Source organism: Algibacter luteus (assembly GCF_030344935.1).
In the GTDB taxonomy this organism is placed as follows: Bacteria; Bacteroidota; Bacteroidia; order Flavobacteriales; family Flavobacteriaceae; genus Arenitalea; species Arenitalea lutea.
On the sequence record NZ_CP128313.1, the window covers coordinates 2,400,411 to 2,412,239 of the forward strand.

Consider the following 11,829-nt stretch of genomic DNA (forward strand, 5'->3'; position numbering starts at 1 on the left):
TATCAACAATATAAATCATGGAAACGATAAAAACACTCAATAAATGGGCAAACAAACACACCTATTTACCTATTGATTTGCTGCGCATTGCCTTAGGCGTCTTCTTGTTTTTTAAAGGCATTGATTTTATGGCAAACAGCGCAATGCTCATGGAACTATTTAAACCAATGCAAAATATGGCAGGTGGTATGATGATGGTACACTATGTGGCTCCAGCTCATTTTATTGGCGGTATGCTGATTGCATTTGGACTTCTAACCCGTTGGGCTATTTTGGCGCAGTTACCTATTTTAATTGGCGCAATAGTTATTAATTTTGTGGGTGAAATGAATTCGAGTAACTTAACCTTAGCGTTAATTACGCTATTAGTATGCGCTTTTTTTCTAGTATATGGATCAGGAAAACGTTCATTAGATTATTATTTTAAAATGCAACAATAAAAAAAAGGTGTTTCTATTTAAATTTAGAAACACCTTTTTTTTCAAAATCTTACTATTATTTTATTTCTGTACTAAATGGGAATAACAATTGCACTCCTTTTTTCTGTGATAATCTTTTTAATTCTTTGAGCATTTTGTAGTTTTCTTCTCCTAGCTCTTCAGTCATAATAGTTTCTTTGGTTTTAGCTATTCCTAAATCTTGAAGCATCTTTTCAAGGCTTTTTTCAAAAACTGGAAATTCTCTTATTTGATATTCTTGAATTTCGGCCGCTTCTGCAGCTCGCTGTAATGCCAAATCTAAGCCTCCTAATTCATCTACTAAACCATTTTTTAAAGCATCAGTCCCTGTCCATACACGACCTTGGGCAATATTTTCAACTTCTTCTCTTGATAAATTTCTGCCTTCAGCAACACGTCTTGAAAACAAATCATAAATATCTAAAATTCCTTCCTTTATGAATTCACGTTGATTATCATTCAAGGGTTCAAAAAAACTATAGGTTACTGCATTTATGTTTGTAGCAACCTGTTCTGCATTAATACCGATATTATCTGCTAAATTCTTTCCGTTGGGTAACATTCCAAAAACCCCAATACTTCCAGTAATGGTAGTTGGTTCTGCAATAATTTTATCTGCATTTGATGCAATATAATATCCGCCAGAAGCTGCTAAATCACCCATAGAAACAATCACAGGTTTTACTTTTTTAGTGAGCTCTATTTCTCGCCAAATTAATTCACTTGCCAAAGCACTTCCTCCTGGAGAATTTACTCTAATTACAATTGACTTAATTTTATCATCATTTCTCGCCTTTTCTAAAGATTTATTCATGGCTCCCTGCCCTATTATACCTTTTTCTCCTTCACCATACATGATATCGCCTTCTGCATAAATTACGGCTATTCTATTTTTACTATAATTTGCGTTTATTTTTTTTGATGCATACTCAGAATAATCTGCAACATTAATAACATTTAAATCTTTATTAGGTTTAAGTTTTAAAGCGTGCTTCATCCCTTTAACATATTCATCATGATATGCTATTTTATCAATTAAATTTGATGTTTTAGCCATTTGTGGTGTTCTAGCTAATAAACTATCTGCAATGTTATTTAATCTCGCGGTTGTTATATTTCTACTTAATGAAATATCCTGTTTTATTTCGTTCCAAAGTGAGTTTAAATACACTAAAATTTGCTCTCTATTTTCCGCACTCATTTCGTTAGCTATATAAGGCTCAACCGCACTTTTATATTTCCCTAACCTAACAACTTCCATTTTAAATCCAGACTTATCTTGAAAGTCTTTAAAATACAATCGCTCTGTGTACAATCCTTTAAAATCTAAAAATCCAACAGGGTTGATAAAAATAGTGTCCGCTACAGAACTTAAATAGTAATCTTTTTGGGAATATATATCCCCGTAAGCCACTACAAACTTACCTGAAGCCTTAAATTTATTTAATGCTCCACGTAATGCTTTTGTTTGTGAAATACCTGCGTTTATGAAATTATTATCAATTGAAATGCCTTTGATTTTGTCGTCTGTTTCAGCATATTTTATGGCATCAATGATATTAAAAAGTCCATTTTTTTCATCTTCGTTTAGAAACGGATAATCTGTGAACTCCGTTTTTCCCGCATAATCATATATTGGAAAATCTAACTTTAATTCTAAAACAGAATTAGGTTTTACTTGAACCACATCATCAGAACCCGACCCTATTAGCATACCCAAAAGAATTAACCCAAAAAAACAGATTAATAAGAATACAAAAATGCCCGTAACGGTTGAAAGTACACGCTTTAAAAAACTCATAGCTATTATTTTAAAAGGAGATTAATCAATAAAAACACAACTAAACAAGATTGAGCATTTCTAAGGTTTTTTTACGATGAATTTTTCCGGATGTTGTTTCTTTAAATTTAGATAAATTATAAACCGCTTTGGGTTTTTCGTACTTATCTAATCCTTCAAAAACATTAGCATCTAAAGTGTTTTTATCACTTTCAACAATTAAAACAAGTTTTTCTCCTAAAGTATCGTCTGGCACAGAAGTTATAAAAAATTCTTCCGGAATTTTATCTTGAAGTTTACTTTCAATTTGTTCCGGAAATAATTTAATTCCACCCGAATTTACCACATTATCGTACCTACCTAACCATTCAAAACTTGTTTTTGAAATTAGATTAACAATATCGTTAGTTACAATTTTTTGATCTGATAATTTAGGCGCATCAATGACTAAGCAACCTCGTTCGTCTTGCGAAACAGTTATTTCTGGCAAAGTTGTGAAATACTTTTCTTCTTCGCCATCAAAATTATTCAGCTTCTTAACGGCCACATGTGAAACCGTTTCTGTCATCCCATAAGTTTCGTATACATGAGGTTTTTTATCCTTAATTAACTCTACTATAGCCTTTGATACGCGTCCGCCTCCAACAATTACCGTTTTAATATTTTTAAAATACTTAGCGAAATTTTTAAGTTGCATTGGTGTAAATGCACAAAATTTATAATCTTTCTCGTAATCAATAAGAGGTAGTGCAGCAGGTTCAACCATATCTAATTCTAAACCTAAAATAATGGCTCTAACAATCATCATTTTACCTGCGATAAAATTTGATGGCAAACAATGTAAAACTTTACTCCCTGGTTTTAAATCAAAAAAATCTCCAGTAGCCAGAGCAGAATTAACCATGGCTTGTTTTTTTATTTTCAACTTTTTAGGTCTGCCTGTTGATCCCGATGTTTTAACAATAACATAATCTTTATTATCCAACCAATCAAGTAAAAAGTTACCTAATTCTTGCTGGTAAGGCATCCCTTCTTTTACGTAGCTATAAGCTACTTCCATAAGGTCTTCGTGATTATAGCTAACATTGTCTAGCATAAATCTTAAATGGACATTGGTGTAATTTGGTGTCATATATTTATTCTAAAATTTTATAATCTTCTTTTGGCGGTTCAATAACCTGTCCTATTAATTTATCTTTCCAATTATTCCATTTATATCGCTTGGCAAGAATAAAAAGAAGGATTGGAAATACAACTAAAACGGGTACAAATATTTCGGTAAAACCCATATCTGAAGGGTCGGATAAATCTTTAAAAACTGAATGCGTTTGAAAAGCAGTCCAGTTTGCGGTAACTAAAAGTGCTGTAAATAAGTTATTGGCAGCATGAAATCCCAATGCCAATTCTAAACCATCGTCCATTAAGGTAATAATTCCTAAAAACAACCCCGTTCCTATATAATAAACCATAATAATATAACCCAGTTTCTCAACTTCAGGATTAGCAATATGTAACAAGCCAAATACTACAGATGTTATTATTAAAGGTACCCATTTATTTTTTGCCAAAACACCTAGACCTTGCATTAGATATCCTCTAAACAAATACTCTTCAAAACTAGTTTGTAACGGTATTAATATAATGGCAATTACACAAAGTATTATAAAAGGCATTAATTTAAAATTCCATTGATAATCTTCCGGAGATATAAAGTAATCAATAAGTACAAAGCTGCTTGACACTACGCCCCATAAAAAAAAGATAAACCAAAAGCGTTTCCAATCTATTTTCTTTCTAGTTGTAGTGAATATTTTAATAGTCTGATTGTGCAAAAATTTAACAACCAAAAGTAATGCTAAAAGACCACCAGCAAAAGGCAATAAAACAAACACTAAGTTTAAATTAGGTTCGAAAATACTCATGATGTAACTAGTATCGGACATTCGAGACAAATCCAAATTACCATTAGCAGTTTCAATGCCAATTGCAATCATATGAGGAAATGAAAAAATAACTACGCCAAAAATAGCTATAACAACACCTATAATGTATCGCCAAAATTCATGTAAACCCTTGAAGGCTTGAGCTATGTACATATCTTATAAATTAAATTCCCAATTACGCTTATTATTGTAATGCAATTTACCATTTTTTACTTGCAATGGACTCTCAAAATTGTTGGTAAATAAACTTCCTGTGCCTAATCCTTGAGGCATCTTACTATTTTTAGTATATGTATATTGTGCAATGGCATTTAATCCTATATTACTTTCTAAGGCACTTGTAATCCACCAACCAATATTTAGATCTTCGGCTAGATCAATCCAACTATCACTTCCATAAAACCCGCCAACTAAACTTGGTTTTAGGATGATATACTGCGGCTTTATTGTTTGTAACAATTTTTTCTTTTTTGTTACTGAAAAAACTCCAATTAATTCTTCATCTAAAGCAATTGGTAAAGGTGTTTGGTCACACAATTTAGCCATAGTTTCAATTTGCCCTTGTTTTATGGGTTGTTCTATAGAGTGCAAATCTAAATCAGACAGGATTTTAAGCTTTTCTAATGCCTCTTCTGGGTGAAATGCGCCGTTGGCATCAACACGCAATTCTATATCTTTTGAAGTGAATTGTTTTCTTATCGATTTTAAAAGCGCAATTTCCGTTTGAAAATCGATAGCTCCAATTTTCATTTTTATACAGTTGAAACCGGATTTTATTTTTTCTTGAATTTGAGATTTCATGAATGCTTCAGAGCCCATCCATATTAATCCATTAATTGCAATAGCATCCTCATTTTCTGTGAATTTTGAAGAAAAAAGCACGAAGGGATTACTACTTTCTAAAGATTTGAAAGCTGATTCTAACCCAAATTGAATACTAGGAAACTCAATCAACTCATCTAACAAAAGGTCTAACCCTAAATTAATATTAGCGCAAACCCATTTTAGTTTTTCTTCGTAATCTGGTTTGTCATCAATTGATAAACCCCTGAAAAGTCCACATTCACCAATCCCTCTATGTTTATTTTTTTCTAATATTAAAAACCAAGTTTCTTTCGTTTTTAAAATCCCACGCGAAGTTCCGCTTGCTTGCTTAAAATTTAATAAATATGGTTTGTAGGACGCATGTATCATTTACAATTCAATAAATTCTCCAATTTCAAGTAGCATTAAATCTTTATCTTTTTCGAAGAATTTTCGTTTGGCATCTTCATGGTCAATTTCAATATATCCAAAAGTATCATAATGATAGCCCAATACTTTATCGCACTCAACAAAATCGCTTGCTAAAATGGCATCTTCAATACCCATTGTAAAATTATCTCCTATAGGTAAAATAGCCAAATCCAATTTAGTTTGAAGTGGAATTAACTTCATATCAAAAGTTAAAGCTGTATCTCCGGCTATGTAGATATTTTTGTGTTCGCCTTCTATAACAAACCCCCCTGGTTGCCCGCCATAACTGCCATCGGGAAATGAAGACGTATGAATGGCATTCACATACTTTACGGTACCAAACTCAAAATCCCATTTACCCCCATGATTCATTGGGTGCCCCTCAATACCAAGTTCACCATAATGGGTAACAATTTCAAAATTCGAAACCACTATAGCTCCTGTTCTTTTAGCAATAACTTCTACATCTGCAATATGATCCTGATGCGCATGTGTTAGCAAAATATAATCAGCTTTTAACGTATTTATATCAATATGTGATGCTTTTTCATTTGGAGAAATAAATGGATCCACAAGAATATTGATGTCTTTTATTTGAATACCTAAACTAGCATGACCGTAAAAAGTAATTTTCATAGAAATCAATTTTATTTTTCAATGATGATGTTTTAATATTTCAGTCTTAACACAAACATTTGATATACATCTTCTCATTGAGAAAATTAGAATTTTTAGATTATTAAAAGTACTAAAAAGGCAGTAAATGACCAAGGCCCATTAATATAGATAGCAATACAGTTGTTAAGGCTAATTTTTTAAGTTCTGGGTCAAATAATTTAGGGTCAATATTACCGTTAACTCTTTTTAAATGAAGCAATAACGGAATATAAGCCACAAAATAAATAAGATTATATGGTGATGTGTAATATAAAATTCCAAATAATAAAGAAACTATAATAGCGCCCAAAACGAGCACATTATGATAAATTCTGATTTTATTTTCACCTAACTTAACTGCTAAGGTTATTTTATTTGATTTCTCGTCCGATAATCTATCTCTCATATTATTGAGATTTAATACTGCTGTACTCAACAAACCTATTGTAATAGCAGGTAAAAAAGTTACATGATGAAATTCTTTAGCAAATAACACATAAGACCCTATAACACTGAGCAAACCAAAAAAGATAAAAACAAACAAGTCTCCTAAACCTCGATAACCATATGCTTTATCTCCAACTGTATAACTAATTGCCGCTGATATGGATAAAAAGCCTAAAAGAAAGAATAAAACAGTGAGCAAAAAATGTTTTACGCCAAATGCTGAAAAAATTAATAAAAACGCTAAAATAATTGAAACCATTATATTTATTTTAATGGCATTCATTAACTCTTCTGGCGATATTTGTCCTGATTGAATGGCGCGTTCAGGACCAATTCTATCTTCGTTATCTGTACCTTTTATGCCATCTCCATAATCATTTGCGAGATTCGATAGAATTTGAAAACTAAGAGTCGTAATAACGGCTAAAACGAAAATATCCCATTCAAAAAAGCCATTATAATGCGCCAAACACGCAGACACTACTATTCCAGCTATAGAAAGAGGAAGCGTTCTTAAACGCATAGCAGAAACCCATGTTGATATATTCTGCATTAAGGAATCCATTTTTTATTAAAATTAGGCTTTCTTTTTTCTAAAAAAGCATCTCTTCCTTCTTTTGCCTCATCGGTCATATATGCTAAACGGGTTGCTTCACCAGCAAAAACTTGTTGCCCTACCATACCATCATCAGTTAAATTCATGGCGAACTTAAGCATTTTTATGGATGTTGGAGATTTAGCCAATATTTCTTGGGCCCATTGATAAGCAGTATTTTCAAGGTCTTCATGCGGTATAACAGCATTAACCATTCCCATTTCAAAAGCTTCCTGAGCAGTATAATTTCTTCCTAAGAAAAAGATTTCTCTTGCCTTTTTTTGTCCAACCATTTTAGCTAGGTATGCTGAACCATATCCACCATCAAAACTGGTGACGTCGGCATCAGTTTGTTTGAAAATTGCATGTTCTTTGCTTGCAAGTGTTAAATCGCAAACGACATGCAAACTATGTCCACCACCAACGGCCCAACCTGGTACTACAGCTATAACCGCTTTAGGCATAAAACGAATTAAACGTTGTACTTCTAAAATATTTAAACGGTGATAACCATCTTCACCCACATAACCTTGATGCCCTCTAGCCTTTTGATCGCCACCACTACAAAATGAATAAACGCCATCTTTAGTTGAAGGCCCTTCAGCTGATAATAAAACAACACCAATATTAACATCCTCATTGGCGTCATAAAAAGCATCATATAATTCGCTTGTAGTTTTTGGTCGAAAAGCGTTCCGAACATTAGGTCTATTAAATGCTATTCTCGCAACACCATTACATTTCTTATAAGTAATATCCTGATATTCTTTAACAACTACCCATTCAGGTTGACTCATGATTGTTTTGTTTTGTTCAAAAATAAATTTATTTCATCAAATGAACCATTCCATTTTAAAAAAGTTTTTTTTCATCATATTTGAAGCTGTACTTTCTAATACAAAGAAAGTGTTATAAAATTGCCGACTGCATAAAAAAACACATAAAAAATTACCGACTAAGCAATATTTCACTCTAACAATTAAATAATTATAAAATCTAATAAAATAAGCATTAGTACGTATTGTATGACACCTAAAATTTGTTAATTTTGCATTAAGTTATTAGTAAATATTAACATTTTATTGACATAAAATTGTATTTTGTCGAAAAAAAATGTATTTTAGCGAATATTTAAACCGAATCGCCTATGTTATTAACAATTACTCTAATTCTTATTTCGCTTGTAATTATCAATTTATTATTGCTGAAATTTAGCTGTAATAAAACGGATAAAACTAAAAAAGCAGACAAAAAACCTATTATTTTAAGACCAGGGATTTCATTATCAAGCTCTACTCAAGTGCTTGCACCAACGGGAAGTTAAATTTTAACTTGTAAGAGTGTGACCATATTCAATATAATGTGTCTTAATTTTAAAAGACATTGTCTATGTTAACTATGATATACCCCGTAATCTTATTTGCATCAATATTTTTGGCTCTTTTTTTACTTTTTCATGTTCATATGAAAAATAAAAATGCGGACTAAAATCACCAATATATTGGTCGTTTGCCTGCATTAAGCAGGTATTTATTTGTTTCTTTAAAGTTATTATTATCAAACCAATAGCCCCGATTCGCGCTTAAAGGTGAAGGATGGCCAGAAGTAAGTACCTTATGCTTGCCAGTATCGATAAACTTTTCTTTTTTCTTTGCAAAACCACCCCAAAGCAAAAACACAACATGGTCTTTATCATCGCTAATCAACTTAATTGTAGCATCGGTAAATTTTTCCCAACCTTTTTTTTGATGACTTCCGGCTTCATTTGCTCTAACAGTTAAAGTCGCGTTTAATAACAAAACACCCTGATTTGCCCAACGCATTAAGTTTCCACTTTTGGGGTATGGAACACCAAGTTCGGATTCAATTTCCTTAAAAATGTTAATTAATGATGGTGGATGCGCTACGCCATCTTTAACAGAAAAGCACAAACCGTTAGCTTGTCCATCTCCGTGATATGGGTCTTGACCAATAATAACCACTTTTACATCATCGAAATGGCACGTGTTAAATGCATTAAAGATTTCATTTTCTGGAGGAAAACACGTTTTAGTATTATATTCAGCCGCTACAAAATCCATTAATTCTAAAAAATAAGGTTGACTGAACTCATTGTTTAAATAAGTCTGCCAGCTTTCGTGAATATGAAAATTCATATTAATCGCAATTAATTAAATATTCTTACCAATAATTCTTTTAGTAAATCGCCTTGAGGAACAGCATTTGATCCAACACCTTTGCTTTTTACATCAAATTCTCGCAATGCAGAAACCACTGCGCTTACTTTTCGCATTGGAAAATTTCTTGCTGCAGTAATGTATTCATTAACAAAATACGGATTGATTTTTAAAGCTGAAGCTACATTTCTAGGTGATTTGTCTGCTAACCCATGAAAATGCAGTAACTGAGAGAAAAAACTAAACAATAATGAAACCGTTACAACCATTGGGTTTTCCTTTGGATTGTCTGCGAAATAATTGACAATTTTATACGCTTTTAAGGCATTACGTTCCCCTATTGCTTTTCGTAATTCAAAATTATTATAATCTTTACTTATCCCGATATTTTCTTCAATATGGTCGGGTGTAATTTGAGTACCTTCAGGTAAAATAATTTGAAGTTTTTCAAGCTCGTTACTAATCTTACTTAAATCGGTTCCTAAAAACTCAACCAACATTTGTGCTGCTTTAGGAGTAATGGTGTAGTTTTGGGGCGACAAAACTCTACGAATCCAATCTGCTACTTGATTATCGTAAAGCTTCTTACTTTCAAAAACTATTCCCGTTTTCTTAATAGCCTTATAAAGTGATTTTCGCTTATCAATCTTTTTATACTTGTAGTTTATTACTAAAACCGTTGATGGTTGGGGTGATTCTGCATAACTCGCTAATTTTTCAATAGTACGCGATAAATCTTGAGCTTCCTTCACAATCACCACTTGGTGTTCAGCCATCATTGGGTAGCGTTTGGCATTTCCAACAATATCTTCAACCGTAACATCTCTACCATACAACACCATCTGATTAAAACCTCGTTCTTCTTCAGCCAAAACATTATCCTCAATAAAATCAGAAATCTTATCAATGTAATACGACTCCTCGCCCATTAAAAAATAAATAGGTTTAAGATTTTTACTTTTAATATCTGAAACTAATTGCTTGACTTCGTCCAAACTACTTTAAAATTTTCTTTGAAAATCACACGAAGTGACATTATAATGATAAATTTGTGATGTGATAAAATTAAATTTTCCCACATATAACTTCCGTTTCAAAAGTAGCGAAAATAAAGTTTCTATTTTTGATCCTATTCGTAAAAAATTTGTGGTTTTACAACCCGAAGAATGGGTACGCCAACATTGTATTCAGTTTTTAATACAAGAAAGAGGATATCCTAAATCTTTAATCAATATTGAAAAAGAGCTGACTATAAACACATTAAAAAAGCGATATGATATTGTGGTATTCAATTCAGATGGTAGCATACATCTTATTGTTGAATGTAAAGCGCCTAAAATAATTGTAAAACAAGACACATTCGATCAAATAGCACGTTATAATTTAGAGTTAAATGCAACCTACTTAATGGTAACCAACGGATTAAATCATTATTATTGCCAAATGGATTTTAAAAATGAACGCTACCAATTTTTAAAAAATATTCCCGATTATATTAAATGAAAGTCGCAGTTGTAATACTTAATTGGAATGGACAAAAACTTTTAGAACAGTTTTTACCCTCGGTTATTCAATGTTCTCAAGATGCAGACGTTTATGTCGTGGATAATGCCTCAACCGATGATTCCATCGCGTTTCTAAAATCGTCATATCCAAAAATCTCAATAATTCAAAATACAGAAAATGGGGGTTACGCCAAAGGTTACAATGACGCTTTAAAACATGTTGAAGCCGATGTGTTTTGCCTTTTAAATAGCGATGTTGAAGTTACTAAAAATTGGCTCGAACCTATTATTGAAACCTTTCAGAAAGACACTAAAACAGCCATAATTCAACCCAAAATATTAGACTTCAAAAAGAAAAACCATTTTGAATATGCTGGTGCAGCTGGTGGTTTTATAGACAAATTTGGTTATCCGTATTGCCGAGGTAGAATTTTTAATACTATTGAAGAAGACCAAGGACAATACAACGACTCTACCGATATTTTTTGGGCATCGGGCGCGTGTTTTTTCATAAAAAAAGATGTGTTTTATGAATTAAACGGCTTCGACGAACACTTTTTTGCGCACATGGAAGAAATAGATTTGTGTTGGCGTGCCAAAAATAAAGGCTTCGATATAAAATATGTTGGTGCTTCAAAAGTATATCATGTTGGTGGAGCAACATTGAAAAATAGTAGTTCAAAAAAAACATTCCTAAATTTTAGAAACAGTCTTTTCACGCTCACTAAAAACGCCAATGGTTTTGTTTTGGGCAAAATAATAGTACGCCTCATTTTAGATGGTGTAGCTGCTGCAAAGTTTCTGGTTGAACTAAAACCAAAGCATAGTTTAGCCATTCTTAAAGCACATTTTAGCTATTATCGGCAGTTACCACGAGTTTTAGCGCAACGAAAACAAATAAAACACAAAAATAAATACTACAACAAAACATCTATTGTGTACGAATACTTCGTAAAAAAGAAGAGCAATTTCAATAGTTTATAACTCTTTAGTAAAAGTTTTGTTAAAATGTTAAAATTGATTGATTTTTA

Annotated in this window: 12 protein-coding genes; 3 read left to right on the forward strand and 9 right to left on the reverse strand. The window is 32.2% G+C overall.

Annotated features, from left to right (window positions below; genetic code table 11):
- Window positions 1-17: 17 nt before the first annotated feature.
- On the forward strand, window positions 18-440 hold the full coding sequence (locus O5O44_RS10080) for a DoxX family protein (RefSeq protein WP_289194239.1): 423 nt from the start codon (window positions 18-20) through the stop codon (window positions 438-440).
- A 55-nt stretch (window positions 441-495) separates the two neighbouring features.
- Here the strand turns inward: O5O44_RS10080 and sppA are convergent, their stop codons facing one another.
- The 9 genes from sppA to holA all read right to left on the reverse strand — a co-directional run bounded on the left by sppA (window position 496) and on the right by holA (window position 10,288).
- The gene (sppA, locus tag O5O44_RS10085) at window positions 496-2,259 is read right to left on the reverse strand and encodes a signal peptide peptidase SppA (protein ID WP_289194240.1); all 1,764 of its coding nucleotides are present in this window, start codon (window positions 2,257-2,259) and stop codon (window positions 496-498) included.
- A gap of 40 nt (window positions 2,260-2,299) precedes the next feature.
- Window positions 2,300-3,370, reverse strand: coding sequence for an AMP-binding protein (locus O5O44_RS10090; protein WP_019387452.1), 1,071 nt, complete (start codon window positions 3,368-3,370; stop codon window positions 2,300-2,302).
- A gap of 4 nt (window positions 3,371-3,374) precedes the next feature.
- The gene (locus O5O44_RS10095) at window positions 3,375-4,334 is read right to left on the reverse strand and encodes a CPBP family intramembrane glutamic endopeptidase (RefSeq protein WP_289194241.1); all 960 of its coding nucleotides are present in this window, start codon (window positions 4,332-4,334) and stop codon (window positions 3,375-3,377) included.
- Window positions 4,335-4,337: 3 nt separating this feature from the next.
- Window positions 4,338-5,375, reverse strand: a complete 1,038-nt coding sequence (locus tag O5O44_RS10100) for an o-succinylbenzoate synthase (RefSeq protein ID WP_289194242.1) — start codon at window positions 5,373-5,375, stop codon at window positions 4,338-4,340.
- Complete coding sequence (locus O5O44_RS10105; protein ID WP_019387455.1) at window positions 5,376-6,053, reverse strand: metal-dependent hydrolase; 678 nt, start codon at window positions 6,051-6,053, stop codon at window positions 5,376-5,378.
- A gap of 112 nt (window positions 6,054-6,165) precedes the next feature.
- Window positions 6,166-7,074 carry a 1,4-dihydroxy-2-naphthoate octaprenyltransferase gene (menA, locus tag O5O44_RS10110; protein ID WP_289194243.1) on the reverse strand — a complete coding sequence of 303 codons (909 nt, stop codon included), beginning with the start codon at window positions 7,072-7,074 and terminating at the stop codon, window positions 6,166-6,168.
- Window positions 7,074-7,913, reverse strand: coding sequence for a 1,4-dihydroxy-2-naphthoyl-CoA synthase (locus tag O5O44_RS10115; protein WP_289194244.1), 840 nt, complete (start codon window positions 7,911-7,913; stop codon window positions 7,074-7,076). Before O5O44_RS10115 ends, menA begins: the two co-directional genes overlap by 1 nt.
- A 693-nt stretch (window positions 7,914-8,606) precedes the next feature.
- The gene (locus O5O44_RS10120) at window positions 8,607-9,272 is read right to left on the reverse strand and encodes a uracil-DNA glycosylase (protein WP_289194245.1); all 666 of its coding nucleotides are present in this window, start codon (window positions 9,270-9,272) and stop codon (window positions 8,607-8,609) included.
- An 11-nt stretch (window positions 9,273-9,283) separates the two neighbouring features.
- Window positions 9,284-10,288, reverse strand: coding sequence for a DNA polymerase III subunit delta (gene holA / locus O5O44_RS10125; RefSeq protein ID WP_289194246.1), 1,005 nt, complete (start codon window positions 10,286-10,288; stop codon window positions 9,284-9,286).
- A gap of 61 nt (window positions 10,289-10,349) precedes the next feature.
- Between holA and O5O44_RS10130 the strand changes: the two genes are divergently transcribed.
- Window positions 10,350-10,796 (forward strand): type I restriction enzyme HsdR N-terminal domain-containing protein, encoded by a 447-nt coding sequence (locus O5O44_RS10130; RefSeq protein WP_289194247.1) that lies wholly within the window; start codon window positions 10,350-10,352, stop codon window positions 10,794-10,796.
- Window positions 10,793-11,782 (forward strand): glycosyltransferase family 2 protein, encoded by a 990-nt coding sequence (locus tag O5O44_RS10135; protein WP_289194248.1) that lies wholly within the window; start codon window positions 10,793-10,795, stop codon window positions 11,780-11,782. The genes O5O44_RS10130 and O5O44_RS10135 overlap by 4 nt, the downstream gene beginning before the upstream one ends.
- The last annotated feature ends 47 nt before the right edge of the window (window positions 11,783-11,829 follow it).

Excerpts from the sequence above, each read along its gene's own strand:
- O5O44_RS10080 (WP_289194239.1), top strand. The coding sequence starts at position 18 with ATGGAAACGATAAAAACACTCAATAAATGGGCAAACAAACACACCTAT.
- sppA (WP_289194240.1), bottom strand. The coding sequence starts at position 2,259 with ATGAGTTTTTTAAAGCGTGTACTTTCAACCGTTACGGGCATTTTTGTA.
- O5O44_RS10090 (WP_019387452.1), bottom strand. The coding sequence starts at position 3,370 with ATGACACCAAATTACACCAATGTCCATTTAAGATTTATGCTAGACAAT.
- O5O44_RS10095 (WP_289194241.1), bottom strand. The coding sequence starts at position 4,334 with ATGTACATAGCTCAAGCCTTCAAGGGTTTACATGAATTTTGGCGATAC.
- O5O44_RS10100 (WP_289194242.1), bottom strand. The coding sequence starts at position 5,375 with ATGATACATGCGTCCTACAAACCATATTTATTAAATTTTAAGCAAGCA.
- O5O44_RS10105 (WP_019387455.1), bottom strand. The coding sequence starts at position 6,053 with ATGAAAATTACTTTTTACGGTCATGCTAGTTTAGGTATTCAAATAAAA.
- menA (WP_289194243.1), bottom strand. The coding sequence starts at position 7,074 with ATGCAGAATATATCAACATGGGTTTCTGCTATGCGTTTAAGAACGCTT.
- O5O44_RS10115 (WP_289194244.1), bottom strand. The coding sequence starts at position 7,913 with ATGAGTCAACCTGAATGGGTAGTTGTTAAAGAATATCAGGATATTACT.
- O5O44_RS10120 (WP_289194245.1), bottom strand. The coding sequence starts at position 9,272 with ATGAATTTTCATATTCACGAAAGCTGGCAGACTTATTTAAACAATGAG.
- O5O44_RS10135 (WP_289194248.1), top strand. The coding sequence starts at position 10,793 with ATGAAAGTCGCAGTTGTAATACTTAATTGGAATGGACAAAAACTTTTA.